General features: G+C 76.1%; 18 protein-coding genes. 6 read left to right on the top strand and 12 right to left on the bottom strand.

The annotated features are described in order from the left end of the window. Positions 1-17: 17 nt before the first annotated feature. From BLT39_RS04670 to BLT39_RS04655, 4 genes are read right to left on the bottom strand one after another with little or no spacing between them, the layout of a single operon-like run. On the bottom strand, positions 18-266 hold the full coding sequence (locus BLT39_RS04670) for a hypothetical protein (protein ID WP_091059704.1): 249 nt from the start codon (positions 264-266) through the stop codon (positions 18-20). Beyond that, positions 263-592, bottom strand: a complete 330-nt coding sequence (locus BLT39_RS04665) for an Asp23/Gls24 family envelope stress response protein (protein ID WP_091059700.1) — start codon at positions 590-592, stop codon at positions 263-265. Before BLT39_RS04665 ends, BLT39_RS04670 begins: the two co-directional genes overlap by 4 nt. Further along, positions 589-1041 carry an Asp23/Gls24 family envelope stress response protein gene (locus BLT39_RS04660; RefSeq protein ID WP_091059696.1) on the bottom strand — a complete coding sequence of 151 codons (453 nt, stop codon included), beginning with the start codon at positions 1039-1041 and terminating at the stop codon, positions 589-591. The genes BLT39_RS04665 and BLT39_RS04660 overlap by 4 nt, the downstream gene beginning before the upstream one ends. A 59-nt stretch (positions 1042-1100) precedes the next feature. Then, positions 1101-3212, bottom strand: coding sequence for a putative bifunctional diguanylate cyclase/phosphodiesterase (locus BLT39_RS04655; protein ID WP_091059693.1), 2112 nt, complete (start codon positions 3210-3212; stop codon positions 1101-1103). A 249-nt stretch (positions 3213-3461) separates the two neighbouring features. Between BLT39_RS04655 and BLT39_RS04650 the strand changes: the two genes are divergently transcribed. Together BLT39_RS04650 and BLT39_RS04645 are read left to right on the top strand one after the other, a co-directional pair. Next, positions 3462-3728: a GlsB/YeaQ/YmgE family stress response membrane protein gene (locus BLT39_RS04650; protein ID WP_207507617.1), complete on the top strand. Its 267-nt coding sequence runs from the start codon at positions 3462-3464 to the stop codon at positions 3726-3728. A 149-nt stretch (positions 3729-3877) separates the two neighbouring features. Continuing rightward, on the top strand, positions 3878-4549 hold the full coding sequence (locus BLT39_RS04645; RefSeq protein WP_131801406.1) for a DUF4232 domain-containing protein: 672 nt from the start codon (positions 3878-3880) through the stop codon (positions 4547-4549). Here BLT39_RS04645 and BLT39_RS04640 read toward each other — a convergent pair. The 4 genes from BLT39_RS04640 to BLT39_RS04625 are packed head-to-tail and all read right to left on the bottom strand — an operon-like array spanning position 4540 to position 8532. After that, positions 4540-5463 (bottom strand): sensor histidine kinase, encoded by a 924-nt coding sequence (locus tag BLT39_RS04640; RefSeq protein ID WP_091059686.1) that lies wholly within the window; start codon positions 5461-5463, stop codon positions 4540-4542. The genes BLT39_RS04645 and BLT39_RS04640 overlap by 10 nt on opposite strands. After that, a complete protein-coding gene (locus BLT39_RS04635) occupies positions 5463-6170 on the bottom strand; it encodes a response regulator transcription factor (RefSeq protein WP_091059683.1) in 708 nt (235 codons plus the stop codon). The genes BLT39_RS04640 and BLT39_RS04635 overlap by 1 nt, the downstream gene beginning before the upstream one ends. Positions 6171-6174: 4 nt before the next feature. Then, positions 6175-8004: an AAA family ATPase gene (locus BLT39_RS22250; protein WP_165640151.1), complete on the bottom strand. Its 1830-nt coding sequence runs from the start codon at positions 8002-8004 to the stop codon at positions 6175-6177. Between the two features lie 30 nt (positions 8005-8034). Continuing rightward, positions 8035-8532 carry an MOSC domain-containing protein gene (locus tag BLT39_RS04625; protein WP_242658164.1) on the bottom strand — a complete coding sequence of 166 codons (498 nt, stop codon included), beginning with the start codon at positions 8530-8532 and terminating at the stop codon, positions 8035-8037. Positions 8533-8631: 99 nt separating this feature from the next. Here BLT39_RS04625 and BLT39_RS04620 point away from each other — a divergent pair, with 99 nt between their 5' ends. Beyond that, positions 8632-11160: a SpoIIE family protein phosphatase gene (locus BLT39_RS04620; RefSeq protein ID WP_091059680.1), complete on the top strand. Its 2529-nt coding sequence runs from the start codon at positions 8632-8634 to the stop codon at positions 11158-11160. A 3-nt stretch (positions 11161-11163) separates the two neighbouring features. On the opposite strand, the gene BLT39_RS04615 is transcribed toward BLT39_RS04620, so the two are convergent. From BLT39_RS04615 to BLT39_RS04605, 3 genes are read right to left on the bottom strand one after another with little or no spacing between them, the layout of a single operon-like run. Continuing rightward, a complete protein-coding gene (locus BLT39_RS04615; protein ID WP_091059678.1) occupies positions 11164-12285 on the bottom strand; it encodes an XdhC family protein in 1122 nt (373 codons plus the stop codon). Further along, entirely contained in the window at positions 12278-13420 is a 1143-nt protein-coding gene (locus tag BLT39_RS04610; protein ID WP_091059675.1) for a vWA domain-containing protein, read from the bottom strand. Before BLT39_RS04610 ends, BLT39_RS04615 begins: the two co-directional genes overlap by 8 nt. Next, on the bottom strand, positions 13417-14322 hold the full coding sequence (locus BLT39_RS04605; protein ID WP_091059672.1) for an AAA family ATPase: 906 nt from the start codon (positions 14320-14322) through the stop codon (positions 13417-13419). Before BLT39_RS04605 ends, BLT39_RS04610 begins: the two co-directional genes overlap by 4 nt. Positions 14323-14485: 163 nt before the next feature. Between BLT39_RS04605 and BLT39_RS23240 the strand changes: the two genes are divergently transcribed. Genes BLT39_RS23240 through BLT39_RS04590 form a run of 3 tightly spaced genes read left to right on the top strand, consistent with a single transcriptional unit; the run spans position 14486 to position 16810 of the window. Then, a complete protein-coding gene (locus BLT39_RS23240; protein ID WP_278246942.1) occupies positions 14486-16033 on the top strand; it encodes a GAF domain-containing protein in 1548 nt (515 codons plus the stop codon). Between the two features lie 52 nt (positions 16034-16085). Beyond that, positions 16086-16376 carry a YciI family protein gene (locus BLT39_RS04595; protein ID WP_091059670.1) on the top strand — a complete coding sequence of 97 codons (291 nt, stop codon included), beginning with the start codon at positions 16086-16088 and terminating at the stop codon, positions 16374-16376. Further along, a complete protein-coding gene (locus BLT39_RS04590; RefSeq protein ID WP_242658163.1) occupies positions 16337-16810 on the top strand; it encodes a DUF5313 family protein in 474 nt (157 codons plus the stop codon). Before BLT39_RS04595 ends, BLT39_RS04590 begins: the two co-directional genes overlap by 40 nt. Before the next feature lie 13 nt (positions 16811-16823). Here BLT39_RS04590 and BLT39_RS04585 read toward each other — a convergent pair whose 3' ends face one another. Further along, positions 16824-18608 carry an FAD/NAD(P)-binding protein gene (locus tag BLT39_RS04585; protein ID WP_091059667.1) on the bottom strand — a complete coding sequence of 595 codons (1785 nt, stop codon included), beginning with the start codon at positions 18606-18608 and terminating at the stop codon, positions 16824-16826. Positions 18609-18809: the final 201 nt, after the last annotated feature.

Here is an 18809-nt window from a genome sequence, read left to right as displayed (position 1 = left end):
GCGTACCTCCTGGGGGTTCAACGGAGACGGGTGGAGCGCCGCGCGTCGCGGCGGGCGCGCCGCCAGCGGTGCAGCACCCGGGCGGCCCGCAGCCGGCGGGTCGCCACCACGGTGACCTCGGCGGTGACCTCGGCGGGACGTGGGTGCCGCCCGGCGCGGAGCGCGGCGAGCCCGGCGGCGAAGACCTGCGGGTCACCGCCCACGTCGGGGTGGTGCGCCCGGACGAAGGCCCGCTCGGCGGCGCGGCGGGCCCGGTCGTCGGTCACGGCCGGCCCTCCGCGGTGTCGACGTCCTCGACGCGGACGTCGACGCGCGACCCCGGTGCCGCCGCGGCGAGCGCGGTGCGCACCTGGCCGGCCACCTCGGCGACCGGGACGCCGGTCCGCGACACCAGGTGCACCGCGACGTCCGGCGGACCACCTGCGGCCACCTCCCGGACGACGACGCCGGTGACCCGCTCGCCGGGGAGGTAGGTGCCCACGGCGCCGAACGGTCCGCCGGAGAGCCGGACGACACCCGGGCAGGCGAGCACGGCCGCCGCGAGCACGCGGGGGTCGACGCCGGCGACGAGGGCGCCGTCCGGGCCGGTCACTGGACCCGGCTGGGCGCGGGCTCGGCGTCCTCGGTGTCGTCGGAGGGCAGGTGGATGTCGTCGACGGCGATGTTGACCTCGACGACCTGCAGCCCGGTCATCTGCTGCAGGCTCTGGATGACGTTGCGCCGGATGCCCGCGGCCAGGTCGGCGATGGCGACGCCGTACTCGACGACCACGTCGATGTCGACGGCGGCCTGGGTCTCCCCCACCTCGACCGAGACGCCCTGGCTCACGTTCGGGCCGCCGGAGCCGGGGATCCGCTCGCGGATGGCCCCGAAGGCGCGGGCCGCGCCGCCGCCGAGCCGGTGCACGCCGTGCACCTCGCGGGCGGCCATGCCGGCGATCTTGGCGACGACGGCGTCGGCGATGGTCGTCCTGCCCAGGCTGGAGACGAGCTCGGTGGAGCTGCTGGTCGGGCCGGCCGGGGAGGTCGTGGACTCGGTCATCGCGGTCCCTTCGGGGTCGGTGGAGTCGCTCCACCCACCGTGCCACGGACCGGCCCGGGTCACACCTGGACGGCGGCCTCCCGGACCGGCGCGGTCAGCAGCGCCACGGCCTGGACCAGCGGGACGGGCTTGGACCACAGGTAGCCCTGGCCGTAGGTCGCGCCGGCCGCCGTCAGCCAGGCCGCCTGCTCGGGGCCCTCCACGCCCTCGGCGACGGTGGTCAGGTGCAGCGACTGGCCCATCGCGATGATCGCCTCGGCCAGGGACGCGCCCTGCTCGTCGCCGACGACGTGGTCGACGAAGGACTTGTCCACCTTGAGGACGTCGACCGGGAGGTCGCGCAGGTAGGACAGCGAGCTGTAGCCGGTGCCGAAGTCGTCGATGGCGATCCGGATGCCCATGGCGCGCAGCTGCGCCAGCAGGGGGGCGACCACCTCGGCGCCGGCCAGCAGGGAGGTCTCGGTGATCTCCAGGACCAGCTGCTGGGGGGCCAGGCCGCTGTCGGCGAGGGCGTCGGCGACCAGCTGCACGAAGCCCGGGTCGGTCAGCTGCGCGACGGCGACGTTGACCGACATCGCGACCGGCGCGCGGCCGGGCAGCTGCAGGGTCACCGCGGCGCGGCAGGCCTCCTGCAGCACCCAGGTGCCGATCGGCACGATCAGGCCGGACTCCTCGGCCAGCGGCACGAAGTGCACCGGCGGGACCAGCCCGCGCTCGGGGTGCTGCCAGCGCACCAGCGCCTCGAAGCCGTGCACGGTGGGGACGGCGCCCTCGTCGGCCAGGGTGATGGTGGGCTGGAAGTGCAGCACCAGCTCGCCCTGGACCACGGCCCGCTCCAGGTCGGCGCGCAGCTGCAGCCGCTCCAACGCCGCGGAGTGCAGGGAGGGCTCGTAGACCGCTGTGCCGTGCTTGCCGCCGTCCTTGGCCAGGTACATCGCCACGTCGGCGTGCTGCAGCAGCTCCTCGGCGGTGACGCCCTCGGCGAGGGCGTCGGCCAGGCCGACGCTGGCGCCCACCGCGATGGTGTGGCCCTCGACCAGCACCGGCGCGGCGAGCCACTCGTGCACCCGGTCGGCCACCTCGCGGGCGCCGTCCAGGCCGGTGTCCTCCAGCAGCAGGGCGAACTCGTCGCCGCCGAGCCGGGCCACGGTGTCGCCCTCGCGGGCCACCGTGCGCAGCCGGGTGGCCACCTCGACCAGCAGCTGGTCGCCCACGGCGTGGCCGAGGCCGTCGTTGACGTCCTTGAAGTCGTCGAGGTCGCACAGCACGACGGTGAGCTCGCGGGTGCCGCGGCGGCGCAGCGCGTGGTCGAGGCGGTCGGCGAACAGCCGGCGGTTGGACAGCCCGGTGAGCGGGTCGTGCAGGGCCTGGTGGGTGAGCTGGCCCTCGAGCTCCACCCGGTCGGTGACGTCGCGCAGGGTCAGCACGAGGCCGCCCACGCCGGGGTCGTCGAGCAGGTTGGTGAAGGTGCCCTCGACGTGCACGGTGCGGCCGTCGGGGCGGGCGAGGCGGAAGCCGACCTCGGCGTCGCCGTCCGGCCGGGCGTCCAGCAGGGCGACCAGCGGCTCGGCGTCCCCGCCCAGCACGCGCTCGTGCAGCCGGGAGCCCATCAGCTCGGTGACCGGGGCGTCGAACATGCCGGCGGCGGAGTCGGTGGCGTAGGTGACCCGGCCGTCGGTGCCCAGCACGACGATCACGTCGGCGCTGCGCCGCACGAGGCTGGCCAGCCGGCCCTCGCTGGCCACCAGCGCGGCCTGCTCGGTGACCTCGGCCTGCAGCCGGCGGTGCCGGGAGACCAGGCGGCGGAACCAGACCATCCAGCCCACGGAGGCGATGACGAGCATGGCGGCGTAGGACAGGGCGGCCTCGACGTCCAGCGTGGCGCTGCGGTCGGCCAGCTGCTCGGTCAGCGCGGTGACGGCGGGCAGCGCCTGCTCGGGTGCGGCGTCGGCGGCCGACCGCAGGACCTGCACCTGCACGTCGTCGGCGCCGGCGGCGGCCAGGGCGTCGGCGAGGGCGGGCAGCTGGCCGGTGTCGCCGGCCTGCACGGACCCCACGGCCTGCGCGACGACGGCGCGCTGCTCGCTCACCGGGACGGCCCGGGCGTAGACGCCGAAGAGCAGCACGAACTCCAGACCGATGACCGCCAGCGTGCCCAGCAAGGTCAGCACGACGCGCCACCGCGACGTCGGCGGGGCCGTCGGCCCTCCCCCGTGCTCCATGGTCCCTCCACACGGACCCCGTGCGGGTCCTCGCAGAGGGGTTCGGCAGGGCAGCGGCTCCCCTTGACCGGGCCCCGGGCCGGTGACCCGCCCGGGTGAGACGCGCCACGGTGTGTGGATCCCGCAGGACGGGGGTAGCTGGGGTGCACCCGCGGCCGTCGAGGAATGGCGGTCGCCACACGTCAGGAGTGCACCACCATGGGCATCATCGGCTTCCTGGTCTTCGGGTTGGTCGTCGGCGCCGTCGCCCGGCTGATCAAGCCCGGCAAGCAGAACCTCTCGATCCTCGCGACCCTCGGCCTCGGCGTCGTCGGCTCGCTGATCGGCGGCGTCGTCGCGTCCGCCCTGGGCACCGGCAGCTTCACCGAGCTGAACGTCCTGGGCGCGATCGTGGCCATCGTCGCCGCGGTGCTGCTGATCGGTGTCGCCGAGTCGGTCACCGGGCGCAAGGCCGTCCGTCGCTGACCCCCTGAGCCCGACGGCCCCGGACGCGTGCTGGCGTCCGGGGCCGTCGTGCGTCCGGGGCCGGGTGTCACGGAACGGTGACACCGGTCCCCCGGATGGTGACGTCCGCGCAGGTGGGAGCCGTGGTTGCAGGGGGCAACATGGTGGTCATGACGAACTCGACGAAGCGGCTGGCCCTCCCCGTGCTCCTCGCCGCGGGGGTGCTCACCAGCGCGTGCTCGTTCAGCGGGGGCACCGAGGACGCCGGTGCCGCGACCAGCATCGCCGGCACCTCCAGCAGTGCGGCGGCCACCACCCCGGCCGCGACGACCAGCGCGGCCGCACCCACCACCAGCAGCGCGCCCGTGGTCACCGCCGCCCCGGAGTCCAGCGACCCGCAGCCCACCACCGCCGGCGGCCCCGACCGCTGCCACACCAGCGAGCTGACGGGCTCGCTGTCCGAGGGCGACGCCGCGGCCGGCAACCGGTACGCCACCCTCACGCTCACCAACACCGGCGGCGAGGTCTGCACGGTCTACGGCTACGGCGGCCTCGGCCTGGTCGGCCCCGGCGGCAGCGTGGTGCCCAGCACCCAGGAGCGGGTCCCGGCGCAGGACGGCTCGGGCGGCGGGCGCACCACCCTGCAGCCGGGCGACTCGGTCTCGGCGCAGCTGCACTGGACCGTCGTCGCCACCGGCCCGGAGCCCACCACCGGCCAGTGCGAGGCCACCCCGTCGGAGCTGACCGTCATCCCGCCGAACGAGACCGACAGCCTGACGGTGGCCTGGACCGCCGGCCCCGTCTGCGACATGGGCCGGATCCAGCAGACGCCCTACGCCTGATGCCGTGCCGACGGCAACGCCAACCTGACCAGGGTGCCGCTGCCGACGCGGCTGTCGGCGTGCACGGAGCCGCCGTGGCGCTCGACGACGGCTCGCACCAGCGGCAGGCCGAGGCCGCTGCCGGGCACGGCGCGGGCGGAGGGCGAGCGGTACATCTCCTCCCACACCTGCGGCAGCTCGTCGGGCGGGATGCCCTGGCCGGTGTCGGCCACCTCCACGACGACCTCGCCGGCGGCCTCCCGGGCGCGGACCTCGACGCGGCCGCCGGGCGGGGTGTACTTCAGTGCGTTGTCCAGCAGGTTCGCCACCGCCAGCGAGAGCAGGTCGGCGTCCCCGGGGACCGGCGGCAGCGGCCACGGCGCGCGGGGCAGGTCGACCGAGATCTGCCGCTCGGCGGCGCCGGGCAGGTCGCGGGCGACGTCGACCATCTCCTCGATGAGGTCGGTCAGGTCGACCGGGCGGCGGTCGATGCGCGCGCTCTCGATGTCGGCGATCTTGCGCAGGTCGGTGGTGAGCCGGCTCAGCCGCAGCACCTGCTCCTCGATGGTCCCGACCGCGGCGTCCTGCGCGGGGTCGGCGACCGCGGCCAGGTTGGCGGTGGCCGCGCGCATGGCGGTCAGCGGGTTCTTCAGCTCGTGGTCCAGCCGGGACAGCAGCAGCCGCCGGTCCTGGCCGGCCTCGGCGACCCGCTCGGCCAGCCGCCGTCGCCAGGTCCGGTCGCGCAGCGCGGCGGCACCGAGCCCGACGACGGCCAGCAGGGACAGCGCCGCCCCGGCGGCCAGCGCCCAGTCCCCGGGGAGCGCGCTGAGGAACAACCGCCCGCCGGGCAGCCGGCCGGCCCGGCCGAGGACGGCGAGCACCACCCCGGCGGCCAGCGGCAGGAGGGCGGCCACCCACAGGGGCGCGCGGCGCATCAGGCCGCCTCGACGGGGCCGGCGAACCGGTAGCCCTCGCCGGGCACGGTGACCACCAGCTGCGGGTCGCCGGAGTCGGCCTCCACGGCGCGGCGCAGCTCGGCGACCCGGGTGTCGACGGTGCGGGTGCTGGTGTGGAACGACCAGCCCCACACCTCCTCCAGCAGCCGCTCCCGGGACACCGTCTCCCCGGCGTGGGTCATCAGGTAGGCCAGCAGCGTGGTGGCCCGCGGCGTCAGCACCACCTCGGCGCCGTCCCGGAGCACCCGCTGCGAGGTGCGGTCGAGCACCAGCGACCCGCTGCGCAACCGGTGCGCGGCGGCCAGCGAGGGCCCCGCGGCGGGGGTGCCGCGGCGCAGCACCGCGCGGATGCGGGCGACCAGCTCGTGCGGGTCGAAGGGCTTGTTGAGGTAGTCGTCGGCGCCCTCCTCGAGCGCCATCGCCCGCTCGACGGACTCCCCGACCTGGGTGAGCAGGATGATCGGCACGGTGCTGCCGCCCCGCCGCAGCTCGCGCAGCACCGAGCGCCCGTCGCGGCCGGGCATGAGCACGTCGAGCACGACCAGGTCCGGCCGGCCGGCGGCGACCCTGGCCAGCGCGGCGTCGCCGTCCCCGGCCACCACGACCTCGAAGCCGGACCGCTGCAGGAACGGGGCCAGGTTGTCGGTGATCGCCGCCTCGTCGTCGACCAGCAGGACCGTCGTCACGGCCCTACCCCAGCAGACGTGTCAGCGCCGGACCCACCTCGGTCACCGACCGGACCAGTTCCGCCCGGCCGGCGCCCCGGGCGGCCAGTGCCCGGGCCGCGGCCTCGGCGGGCTCGGTGGGCAGCGGGCACAGCACGTGCACCCTGTCGATGCCCGCCAGCGCGGACGACGGGGGGTCCCCGGCGGTGTGCAGGCAGTCCGACAGCAGGACGACGACCCGCTCGTCGACCACGGCCGGGGCCAGCTGCCGGGACGCCGCGCGCAGGGCGGCGGCGAGGTCGGTCATGCCGTGCCCGCGCAGCGCGACCAGCCGGCCGACCAGCTCCTCGGGGGGCACCGGCCGGCCCAGCGGCTGCAGCTCGGTGGCCTCGCCGGCGAAGCTGACCACGCTGGTCGTGAGCTTCTCGTCGGCGGCCAGCACCACCCCGGCGGCGGCGACCGCGGCGATGGCCACGCCCAGGCCCTGCATCGAGCCCGAGGCGTCGACCACCAGGCAGGCGGCGCGGCGGTGGCCGGTCCAGGTACGGGTGACCAGGTCCTCGGCGGCCGGCGGCCACTCCCCGGTCCAGCGGTCCAGCGTGCGGTCGAGGTCCAGGTCGCCGTCGGCGCGGCGGTTGGTGACCAGCCGGCGGGTGCCGCGGGAGCGGGTGGCGCCGACCCGGGCGACCTGCACGAACACCCGCCGGGCCAGCCGGTGCGCCGCGGCCCGCAGCTCGCGGTCGGTGGCCCGGCCCAGGTCGGCCAGCAGCGCGGCCGCGGCGTCGGGGTCGGTGGCGAGCAGGTCGGAGAACGCGCCGTCGTCCAGCTCGCCGGCCTCGGGGCTGACCTGGGTGAACTGCTCGTGCTGCCGGGCGAGCTCGGCGCGCGGGGTGGACCGGTCGCGCTGCGAGCGGGTGCGGTCACGGTGCGACGGCGCGGCCTGGTCGGGGCCCGCAGGCTGCTGCGCCTGCGGGCCCTCAGCTTTTCCCGGCTGCTCCTCCGCCGCGTCGTCGGGCTCGGGCGGCGGGGCGTCGGCGGGCCAGACGTCGTCCAGGATCTGGTCGAGCACGGCCTCGGGGGTGCGGTCCACGCCGTCCACGACCTTCACCCGGCCCGACAGCGCGGCGTGCGCGGCGTCGCGGGCGGTCTCCCGGCCCTCGGCCAGCTGCTCGCCGCGCACCCGCAGCAGGCCGGCCAGCAGCAGCACCAGGTCGACGGCGCCGCGGACCGAGGAGCCGGTGCGCAGGTCGCGGTGCTCCCGGGTCGCCCGGACCAGCTGCACGGCCAGCGCCACCAGCGCGGGGTCGGCCGCGGTCACCTGGGTGACGATGGCGCGCTCGGCGTCGGCGTCCTGGTAGCCCAGCACCACCCGGCACATCCGGTCGGCGATGGCCTGCCCGACCCGGGCGGTGCCGATCGCGTCGAAGGGGTTCATCGCGGCGATCAGCCGGAACCCGGCCGCCGCGCGCACCCGGCCCAGCCGGGGGACGGCGATCTCGCCCTCGGTGAGCACCGTGATGAGGACGTTCAGCGTCTCCTCGGGGATCCGGTTGAGCTCCTCGAGGTAGAGCAGCCCCGACCCGCGCATCGCGGTGAGCAGCGGACCGTCGGTGAAGCTGCTGGGCACGTAGCCCTCGGCCATGACCGCCGCGGGGTCGTACTGGCCGACCAGCCGGGCCGGGGTCAGCTCGGCGTTGCCCTCGACGAAGACGACCTCGGTGCCGACCTCGGCGGCGATCGAGCGCAGCAGGGTGGACTTGCCGGTGCCCGGCGGGCCCTCCAGGACGACGTGCCGGTCGGTCTGCAGGGCCACGGTGAGGACCTCGCGCTCGCGGCGCAGCCCGATGACGTCCATGGCCGGATCCTGCCTGCCCGGTGACGCCGGTCACCCGGCGGGGTCGACCTCCAGGGTGGTCGGCCCCAGCCGGAGGACGCCGTCGGACAGCGGCCGGCAGCGCACGCCGCCGCGGCCCCGCATCCCGCGGTGCGCGCCCGGGGCCAGGACGACGTCCATCCAGCGGCAGGGGTTGGCCGCCCGGCCGCCGAGCAGGGTGACCCCGCCGAGGGTGAAGGTGCGCCCCCGCAGGGCCTCGACGTCGGCGCCGCGCAGCACCACGTTGCGGCGCGTCAGCAGGGGGTCGAAGGGCGGCACCCCGAGCTCCGCGGCCAGGGCCTCCAGCGGCTCCACCGCCAGCACCGTGACCGACGCGTCGCGGTGCGCCGGCTTCCCGGCGTAGCGGTCGCCGACGACCCCGAACCCGGCCCGCACGACGAGCTCGTCGCGGCGGTCGCCGGCCTGCTCGGGCACCTCGGTGCCGGGCCGGCCGGCGTAGCGGTGACCCGGCGACGCCAGCAGCGACACGACCTCCACCTGCACGTCCACAGTCCACCAGACGGCCCGGCCGACCCGCAGGCCGTACGCTCGGCGCACACCTGACACACGTCCGACGTCGGGATACACGACCGATCGGGACGGAGGAGCATGACTGCCCTCCCTCCGTCGACCCCGCTGCCGGCCGAGTCCGACCCCGCCTTCGAGCGCTTCGTCCGGCTGGTGCGCACCAGCCTCGGCGTCCCCGTGGCCCTGGTGACGCTGGTGTCGGCGCAGGAGCAGGTGTTCCCCGGCGCCGCGGGTCTCCCCGAGCCGTGGCAGACCACGCGCAGCACGCCGCTGAGCCACTCGTTCTGCCAGCACGTGGTCGCCTCCGGGGAACCGCTGGTGGTCTCCGACGCCCGCGAGCACCCCCTCGTCCGTGCGAACCTGGCCATCCCCGACCTCGGCGTGGTGGCCTACGCCGGCATGCCGCTGCGGGTCGAGGACGCCGTCGTCGGGTCGCTGTGCGCCATCGACCACCAGCCGCGCGCCTGGTCCGAGCGCGACCTCGCCGTGCTGCGCGACCTGGCCGAGGCGTGCAGCTCCGAGCTGACGCTGCGCCGCACCCAGGGCCGCAACGTCGAGATGGCCGCCCGGCACGAGTCCGACCGGGCCCGCTGGGCGCTGGCCATGGACGCCGGGCAGATCGGCAGCTTCGACTGGGCGCTCGCCGACGACGTGCTGACCTGGGACGACCGGCTCCTGGAGATCTTCGGCATGACCGAGGAGACCTTCGGCGGCAGCATCGCCGCGTTCAACGACGCCGTGCACCCCGCCGACTCCGACCGGGTGGCCCAGGCCATCCAGCGGGCCCTGGACACGCTGGGCATCTACGAGGCCGAGTACCGGATCCTGCTGCCCGACGGCCGCACGCGCTGGGTGCAGGCCCGGGGCCACGCCCTGGCCGGCCCGGACGGCACCGCGGAGCGGCTGATCGGCGTCGCCTACGACACCACCGCCGTGCACGACGGCGAGGCCCGCACCTCGCGGGTGCTGGAGGCCATGCCGACCGGGTACCTGTCGGTGGACCACGACTGGCGGTTCACGGTGCTCAACAGCGCCGCCGAGGCGCTGCTGGGCCACACCCGCGACCAGCTGCTGGGGCGCAGCATCTACGACGCCTTCCCCGACACCGTGGGCAGCGACTTCGAGCGGGCCTACCGCGCGGCGGTGGAGACCGGGGAGCCGCAGACCGTCGAGGCGTACTACCCGGCGCCGCTGGACTCCTGGTACGAGGTGCTGTGCTGGCCCTCGCCCGACGGGCTGAGCCTGTTCTTCACCGACACCACCCAGCGCACGCTGACCACCCACCGGGCCGAGGCCTCCAGCGCCCGGCTGTCGATGCTGGCCGCCGTCGCCCGGTCGCTGGTCGACTCCACCGACGTCCCCGACTCCGTGGCCGACCTGCCCCGGCTGCTGGTGCCGGTGCTGGCCGACGGCTGCGTGGTCACCCTGCTCGCCGAGGACGGCCGCCCGCACGACGTCGGCTCCTGGCACGCCGACCCGGCCCAGCGGTCGCTGCTGCAGCGCTACACCCGCACCCGGATCGCCGCGCAGTCGATGACCTCGCCGCTGGCCCGCGCGCTGACCGGCGGCGAGGCGGTGCGCAGCACCGCGACCGAGGTGCGCGACTCCCTCGTCGAGGGCGAGGCGCGCGACCTGCACGACCAGCTGGACGCCGTCGACGTGCTGGTGCTGCCGGTGCACGGTCGCGACCGGGTCCGCGGCGCGATCACCCTCTACGCCGGCGCGGGCCGGCAGCACGACCCCGAGGACGAGGCCACCGCCCGCGAGATCGCCGACCGCGTCGGGCTGGCGCTGGACAACGCGGCGCTGCTGCTGAGCCAGTCGCAGGTGGCCGAGGGCCTGCAGCGCAGCCTGCTGACCGACCCGCCGTCGCCCGAGGACACCGAGATCGTCGTCCGCTACGTCCCGGCCACGCAGTCGGCCAAGGTCGGCGGCGACTGGTACGACGCGTTCCTGCAGCCCGGCGGCACCACGATGCTGGTGATCGGCGACGTGGTCGGCCACGACATCGAGGCCGCGGCCGCGATGGGTCAGCTGCGCGGGCTGCTGCGCGGCATCGCCGCCTACAGCGACGCCGGCCCGGCCGAGGTGCTGCGCGGGCTGGACTGCGCGATGGACGTGCTGGCGGTGTCCACGCTGGCCAGCGCGGCGGTGGCCCGGTTCGAGCAGACCGCCGAGGAGCGGGCGGCGGGCACCACGCGGATGGTGTGGTCCAACGCCGGCCACCTGCCGCCGGTGGTGGTGCACCCCGACGGCGCCATCGCCGTGCTCACCGACCGGCGCGCCAACCTGCTGCTGGGCGTCGACCCCGACACCGAGCGCACCGAGCGCGAGGTGGTGCTGCAGCGCGGGTCGACCATCCTGCTGTTCACCGACGGCCTGGTCGAGCGCCGCGCCAGCAACCTGGACGACGACATCGCCCGGCTGCAGGACGCCGTCGCCGACCTGTCGGGCGTGGGCCTGGACGCGCTGTGCGACGGGCTGGTCGGCCGGCTGGTCGACGGCAGCAACGACGACGACATCGCGCTGGTCGCCGTCCGGCTGCACCCGCAGGCCGAGGCCCTGGCCACCGTCCCCCACCGGGCGCTGCCGGGGGTCGCCACCCCGTAGCGGTCACCGGTCGGCGGTCGCGTGGATGGGGCCGCTGGCGCCGGTCAGCCGCTCCCCGCTGCCGCCCCAGCGACCGGCGATGATCTCCGCAGCGATGCTGATCGCGGTCTCCTCGGGGGTGCGGGCGCCCAGATCCAGGCCGATCGGGCTGGACAGCTTCGTCAGCTGCGCGTCGGTCAGGCCGGCCTCGCGCAGCCGGTCCAGCCGCTCGTCGTGGGTGCGCCGGGAGCCCATCGCGCCGACGTAGGCGACGTCGAGGTCCAGGGCGACCTCGAGCAGGGGGACGTCGAACTTGGGGTCGTGGGTGAGCACGCACAGCACCGTGCGCTCGTCGATGCGCCCGGCGTCGACCTCGGTCCGCAGGTAGCTGTGCGGCCACTCCACGACGACCTCGTGGGCGTCGGGGAACCGGCGCTTGGTGGCGAACACCGGCCGGGCGTCGCACACGGTCACCCGGTAGCCGAGGAAGGCCCCGACCCGGGCGACGGCGGCGGCGAAGTCGATGGCCCCGAAGACGACCATGCGGGCCGGCGGGGCGAAGGAGGAGACGAACAGGGTCAGCTCGTCACCGCGCCGCTCCCCGTCGTGGCCGTAGGTCATCGTGGCGGTCCGCCCGGCGGCGAGCATGCCGCGGGCGTCGGCGGTGACGGCGTCGTCGAGCCGCTGCGAGCCCAGGGTGCCCGAGGTGCGGTCGTTCCAGATGACCAGCCGGTGGCCCAGCCGGTCCGCGGGCCCCCTGACGACGGTGACCGTGCAGACCGGCTCGTGCGCGGCCACCGAGTCGGCGACGTCGCCCAGCTCGGGGAAGCTCTCGCGGTCCACCTTCTCCACGTAGACGTCGAGGATGCCGCCGCAGGTCAGCCCGACGGCGAAGGCGTCGTCGTCGCTGACGCCGTAGCGCTCCAGGGTCGGGGCGCCCGAGGCGACGACGTCCTTGGCCTCCTCGTAGACCGCGCCCTCGACGCAGCCGCCGGACACGCTGCCCACCGCGGTGCCGTCGGGTCCGACCAGCATGGAGGCCCCGGCCGGCCGGGGCGCCGAGCGCCAGGTGGCCACGACGGTGCCCATGCCGACGGTCTCCCCCGCCCGCCACCAGCCGACGAGGTCCTCCAGGACATCACGCATTCTCGATCACTCCTGCCAGTTCCTCGAAGGCCGCGAGGCTGTGCCCGGCGACGAAGTGGTCAACCGCCGGGAGCGCCGCCTGCATCCCGCCGGTCAGCGGCTCGTACCCGGCGCGGCCCTTGTGCGGGTTGACCCAGACCACGCTGTGCGCCAGCCGGTGCAGCCGGCCCATCTGCTCGGCCAGCAGCTCGGTGCCCCCGCGCTCCCAGCCGTCGCTGCACAGCACGACGACGGCGCCGCGGGCGGTGCCGCGCTGGCCCCAGCGGTCCAGGAACGCCTTGAGCACCTCGCCGATCCGGGTGCCCCCCGACCAGTCGGGGATGGCGTGGCCGCTGGCGGCCAGCGCCTTGTCCGGGTCGCGCAGCCGCATCTCGTGGGTGACCCGGGTCAGCCGGGTGCCGATGGTGAAGACCTCGGTGGAGGCCGGCCGGGCCCGGACGGCGGCGTGCGCGAAGCGCAGCAGCGAGTCGGCGTAGGGGCTCATCGACCCCGACACGTCGACCAGCACGACCACCCTGCGGGGGCGCGGCCGGGGCCGGCGGCGGCGCAGCGCGGTGATCTCCCCGCCGTCGCGCAGGGCGTGCCGGATGGTGCGGGCCATGTCGACCCCGCCGTGGTGGTGGGGGCGGCGGCGGCGCGAGGGCCGCATCGGCGCGGCCGGCACCAGCAGCGCGAACAGCCGGCGCAGCTGGTCGCGCTCGGCGACGGTGAGCTCGGAGACGTCGCGGGTGCGCAGCACCTCCGCCTCGCTGGCCGCGGCCTTGAGGTCGGGTGCCTTCTCCTCGGCGTCGGTGCCCCCGCCGTCGGTGGCCCCCAGCGGCGCGGACTCGGCCAGCCGTTGCTCCTGCCGCGCGCTCGTGCGGCTGGCCCGCGGTGCCTCGCCGGCGAACCAGGCGTTGAACGCGGCGTCGTAGCGGTCCAGGTCGTCGGGGCTGCCGCACAGGGTCAGCCGGCCGGCCCAGTACACGTCGCCGGGGTCGAGCACGTCCAGGTGGCCGACCGCGGCCAGCATCGCCTCGACGCGGTCGGGGGAGGCGGCGACGCCGGCGTGGCGGAGGGTGCGGGCGAAGCCGAGCACCACCTCGACGACGTCCCGCTGCGGCCGCTCGGCGGCGGCGAAGGCCAGCGACGTCATCCGAAGAGCGCGCCCCGGGTCAGCGCGTGCACGCGGTCGGTGTCCTCGCGGTACTTCAGCACCGCCCCCAGCGTGCGGGCCGCGGTGTCGGGGTCGAGCTCGCGGGCGCCCAGGGTGTGCAGCGCGGTGGCCCAGTCCATCGCCTCGGCGATGCCCGGCGGCTTGAGCAGGTCCAGGCTGCGCAGCTTCGCCGTCGCGCGGGCGACCTGGCGGGCCAGGTCCTCGGTGACCTGCGGCAGCCGGCTGCGCAGGATGGCCACCTCGCGGTCGAAGTCCGGGTGCTCCAGCCAGTGGTAGAGGCAGCGCCGCTTGAGCGCGTCGTGCACCTCGCGGGTGCGGTTGGAGGTGAGCACCACCAGGGGCGGGACCTCCGCGCGCACCGTGCCGAGCTCGGGGATCGAGATGGTGAAGTCGCTGAGCAGCTCGAGCAGGAAGGCCTCGAACTCGTCGTCGGCCCGGTCGACCTCGTCGACCAGCAGCACGCTCGGGGCGTCCTCCAGGGCCTGCAGCAGGGGTCGGGCGAGCAGGAAGCGGCGGTCGTACAGGCCGGCCTCGAGCGCGGCGGTGTCCCCGCCCTGGCCCGCGGCCTCGGCGGCGCGCAGGTGCAGCAGCTGCCGGCCGAAGTCCCAGTCGTAGAGCGCCTGGCTGGCTTCCAGCCCCTCGTAGCACTGCAGCCGGTACACCGGCCGGCCGGTGACCTGGGCCAGCGCGTGCGCGAGCGCGGTCTTGCCGACCCCGGCCTCGCCCTCCAGGAACAGCGGCCGGTGCATCGCCAGCGCCAGGAACGCCGCGGTGGCCAGACCCTCGTCGGGCAGGTACCCGGTGGCCCGCAACGCCGCCGACAGCTCCTCCGGGCTGGCCGGGGCGTCCGGGCGGGAGGGGGTGGCTGTGGGCTGGCTCACCGGCCCACTTTCCCACGCGCCCGGGACGGCCGCGTCGCACGTCGTCGCGCCCTCGTGTTCCGCCCTATCCGGTTTCACACGACTTTCGGCTGCACGTGTCCCGGAGAGGTCCCGAGAACCACCACGTACGCGCCCGCGGGCGCACCGCCGCCCGAGGAGCACCGTGTTCGCCCACCGCAGCAGCAGCCGCACCGCCGTCGTCGAGCCGGACGACGCCGCATCCGACGTCGACGCCGTGACCGCGGTCATCACCGCCCTCGCCACGGCCACCGACACCCGCGGCGCCGTGGTCGCCGCGATGGGCGCGGTGCGCGACGCGTTCGGCTACGCCTACGCCTCGCACTGGGTCGTCGACCCGACCGACGGCACCCTGCACTTCTCCTCCGAGAGCGGCTCGGTCAGCGAGGAGTTCGCCCGGGTCACCGCCCGCTCCACCTTCGCCGAGGGCGTGGGCCTGTCCGGCCGCGCCTGGTCCACCCGCGACCTGGTCTTCACCTCCGACCTCGGCGAGGTCAGGGACTGTGTGCGCGCCCCGGTCGCGCAGCGCGTCGGCGTGCGCTCGGGCATCTGCTTCCCGCTGTTCTCCGACGGCGCCGTCACCGGGACCATGGACTTCTTCTGCATGAAGGAGCTGACCCCCTCCCCCCGCCGGCTGGCCACGCTGCGCGCGGTCGGCACCCTCGTCTCGCAGTCCATCGCCCGCTTCGCCGCCGTCGAGGCCGACCGCAGGACCGCCCAGGACGTCGCCGCGGTCACCGCGGTGCTGCAGCAGCTGACCACCGCCGCCGACGCCGACACCGCGCTGCGCACCGCCCTGGACACCATCCGCACCGGCTTCGGCTGGGCCTACGGCTCGTTCTGGCGGGTCGACCCCGGCGCGGGCGTGCTGCGCTTCGAGCGGGAGTCCGGCGACGCCGGGCCCGAGTTCCGCGCGGTCACGCTGTCGGCCACCTTCGCCCCCGGTGTCGGCCTCTCCGGGCGCACCTGGCGCTCCCGTGACCTGTTCTTCGTCCCCGACCTCGGCGAGATGACCGACTGCGTGCGCGCGCCGGTCGCCCAGCAGGCCGGCGTGCAGTCCGGCGTCTGCCTCCCGGTCGTGGTGTGCGGGGAGGTCATCGGCACGATGGACTTCTTCGCGACCTGGACGATGGTGCTCTCCCCCGGCCGGGAGGCCGCCCTGCGCAACACGGCCTACCTGCTGGGCCAGGCCCTGGACCGGATCGCGACCACCGAGCGGCTGGCGTCGGCCGGCCGGGAGCTCGTCGCCTCGATCGAGGAGGTGGAGCGCAACGTGCTGGCCGCGACCACGGTGGCCACCGAGGGCCGTGCGCTGGCCGACGCCGCCAACCGCGCGGTCGGTCTGCTCGGTGAGTCCAGCGAGCAGGTCGGCCAGGTCGCGCACACCATCGGCGGCATCGCGGCGCAGACCAACCTGCTGGCGCTCAACGCCACCATCGAGGCCGCCCGCGCGGGGGAGGCCGGCCGCGGCTTCGCCGTGGTGGCCGGCGAGGTGAAGGAGCTGGCCCGGGAGACCGCGGCGGCCACCACCGACGTCGGCGACCGGATCAGCGCCATCCAGGAGCAGGTCGACGCCGTCGTCACCTCGCTGGCCTCGATCGGCGGGGTCATCGAGACCATCAACGAGACCCAGGCCGTCATCGGTGGCGTGCTGACCGAGCAGGCGGCCGTCACCCGGGCGATCCTCGGCTGACCCGGGGCGGGAGGATCGTGGGGCCCGCACCCCGACCGGCAGGAGCCGCCCCGTGATCGTCGCCGTGACCTACCGCTACACCGAGGACACCGCCCTGCGCGACGAGGTCCGCGCCGAGCACCGGGCCTACCTGCGCGAGCTCGCCGACGCGGGGTCCCTGCTGCTGTCGGGCCCGTTCGGTGCCGGCGCCCCCGCCGGGGCGCTGCTGCTGTTCCGCGCCGACGACGAGGCCCAGGTGCAGGGCTGGCTCGACGCCGACCCGTTCAGCGTCCGCGGCGTGGTCGCCGCCAGCACCGTGGCGGAGTGGGAGCCGGTGCTGGGTTCGCTGACCGGGGCGCTCTGACCACCGACCCGGGCGCGGCCGGGCCCGTCGTCCGGCCGGGCCCGCTGCGCTGGGTCTGGTACGCCCTCGGCGGCGGCCTGCCGGCGAGGCACCGCTCCTGGGTGCTGCACGACACCACCACCCGCACCTGGGCGCTGCGGCACGTGCTGCGCGCGATGGTCCAGCTGACGATCCCCATCGCGCTGGTGCTCACGCTGGTGCCCGGGCCGTTCTGGATCCGGGGCATGGCCGCGCTCGGCGGGGTGGCGCTCGGCCTGATCTTCTCGCTGGCCTACATGCCCGAGACCACCGAGCACCGGCTGGTCAAGGCCGGCTACCCGGCGGGCACGGCGCAGGCCGCGCACGAGGCGGCGCAGAAGCAGCGGCAGGCAGCGGAGTCCGCCCGCAAGCGCGCCGCCGCGGCCCGACGGGCGCAGCGCCACCGCGACCGCTGACCCCGGGCCCGGGTCAGGCGGCGCGGGCCGCGCCGACCGGTGCCGACCGCCACAGCCGCGCGGCCAGGGCGTCGTTCTGGTGGAAGAACGGCGCGTCGGTGCCGGGGCGGGCGAACGCGGCGACCTGCGCGCCCGAGGTCCAGAACCCCACGGCCGAGACCCGCTCCGAGGCCCGTCCCCCGGCGTCCACCAGGCGGGAACCGGCGTCGACGTGCAGCCGGCCGCCCTTCTCCGCCGCCAGGCCCCGGCCCAGCAGCGCGGTGAGCAGCGGGTCGGTGGTGGCGGCCAGGTCGACCTCGGGCACCCGCGCCTCGACCAGCGCGGTCGCGGTGACCACCTCGTCGGTGCTGGCCGAGCGGGCCACCCAGCGGCCGGCCTCCAGGGTCACGACGGTGTCGGCGCCGGTGAACCGGACGACGCCGGCCTCGCTGAGGGCCAGCAGCTCGCGCAGCCGGGGGGACGGCGGGCCGCTGGCCAGGTAGCTGAACAGGTTCATCCACCAGCCGCTGACGTCCTCGCGCTCGCTGCGCTCGGTGAGCCGGCCGGCGCGCACCAGCCCGGCGATCGTGCCGTGGGTGAACAGCAGCGCGGTGAACACTGCCTGGTCCTGGCTGAAGGCCGGGTCGGCGGCCCGGGCGAGGTCGGCTCGCACGTGGTCGCGGACCCACTCCTGCAGTGCCTCGCCGTCGGCGAACCGGCGCCCGGCCAGCGGGCGGTCCAGCGCAGCCAGGTCGAACCGGTCGGCCGGGTCGGGCACGGCCTCCGCCCACAGCTCCGCGGCGTCCTCGACGGCGTCGTACCGGGCGGCGAACTCCGCCCACGGCATGCGGGTCCGCTCCGGGTGGGCGCGGAACAGCTCGGCGGCGGCGACCCGGCCCAGCTCGCGGGCCACCACGGGTGCGAGGTCGGCGCGCAGGTCCAGCGGCCGGTCACCGAAGCGCTCGCGCAGCGCGTCGGGGGTCAGGTAGGTCAGCGGCACCGGCGGGCCGGCCCACGGGTAGCCCAGCTTGGCCCGGTAGGGCACTCCGCGGCGGGAGCCGACGTGCAGCACCGGCTCGCGGCCGCTGGGCCGGTAGACCAGCCGGCCGTCGACCTCGTCGAACCGCCCGCCGCGGCCGCCGGTGAGCAGGGTGACCAGGTCCACGAAGGCCAGGCCCGCCCCGCGCACCAGCACGTCCTCCCCCGGCTGCAGCACGTCGAGGTCCAGGTCGGCGGTGTAGCCGGTGGGCACGTGCGTCAGCCCGGCCGCGCGGGCCGCCGCCCCCAGGGCCTGCTCGCCCGCACCCGGTTCGCGGTCCAGGTGGCCCTGGGCGAGCACGACGACGTCGGCGTCCAGCCGGTCGCCGCCGGCCAGCCGGACCTGCACGCCCCCCGGGTGCTCCTCGACGTCGACCACCCGGTCGATGTGCCGGTGCAGGGTGAGCCCGGGCGCCGCGGCCAGGGACTCCAGCACCCAGGACAGGTAGGCGTTGACCACCGTGCGCGGCGGGAAGGCGTCCCGGTCCAGGGGGACGCCGGTGCGCTGCGCCCACTCCGACAGCGTCGTCCCCGGGCCGACCGGACCGGCCACGGTGGAGGAGGCGTCGGGCAGCACCGTGATGTCACGGGCCAGTGAGTTGGCCCACAGCAGGTCGGACTGGGCGGTCCGCCAGATCCGGCCGCCGCCGGCCGGGTGCGGGTCGACCAGGTGCACCTCGAGCGGGCGGCCACCGGCGTGGGCGAGCAAGCGGTCCAGGACGCCGACGGCGGTCGGTCCGGCGCCGACGAGGACGGCGGTCAGGGCGGAGGTGCTGGTCACGGGGGTGCTCCGGGGGTCGGGCGGGCTGGGGCGCAGGGGCTCAGCAGCCCCGGCACAGCGCGCTGCCGGTCCGGCGCAGGTCGACGTGCCGACGGCGGACCAGGGGCTGGGCGGGCACGGCGGACCTCCTCTCCGGGGCGGGCTCACCGCCCATTCTCCACCAAGTCGATCGGATTTGACGTCGGGGCCTGGACGGTTCTA

Origin of the sequence: Klenkia brasiliensis, assembly GCF_900100695.1 — a bacterium.
GTDB classification, from domain to species: domain Bacteria; phylum Actinomycetota; class Actinomycetes; order Mycobacteriales; family Geodermatophilaceae; genus Klenkia; species Klenkia brasiliensis.
This window is presented reverse-complemented; position numbering and strand designations above follow the sequence as displayed.

Coding starts and splice junctions, on each gene's coding strand:
- BLT39_RS04650 (WP_207507617.1), top strand. CDS start 3,462: ATGGGCATCATCGGCTTCCTGGTCTTCGGGTTGGTCGTCGGCGCCGTC.
- BLT39_RS22250 (WP_165640151.1), bottom strand. CDS start 8,004: ATGGACGTCATCGGGCTGCGCCGCGAGCGCGAGGTCCTCACCGTGGCC.
- BLT39_RS04615 (WP_091059678.1), bottom strand. CDS start 12,285: ATGCGTGATGTCCTGGAGGACCTCGTCGGCTGGTGGCGGGCGGGGGAG.
- BLT39_RS04645 (WP_131801406.1), top strand. CDS start 3,878: ATGACGAACTCGACGAAGCGGCTGGCCCTCCCCGTGCTCCTCGCCGCG.
- BLT39_RS04640 (WP_091059686.1), bottom strand. CDS start 5,463: ATGCGCCGCGCGCCCCTGTGGGTGGCCGCCCTCCTGCCGCTGGCCGCC.
- BLT39_RS04660 (WP_091059696.1), bottom strand. CDS start 1,041: ATGACCGAGTCCACGACCTCCCCGGCCGGCCCGACCAGCAGCTCCACC.
- BLT39_RS04620 (WP_091059680.1), top strand. CDS start 8,632: ATGACTGCCCTCCCTCCGTCGACCCCGCTGCCGGCCGAGTCCGACCCC.
- BLT39_RS04610 (WP_091059675.1), bottom strand. CDS start 13,420: ATGACGTCGCTGGCCTTCGCCGCCGCCGAGCGGCCGCAGCGGGACGTC.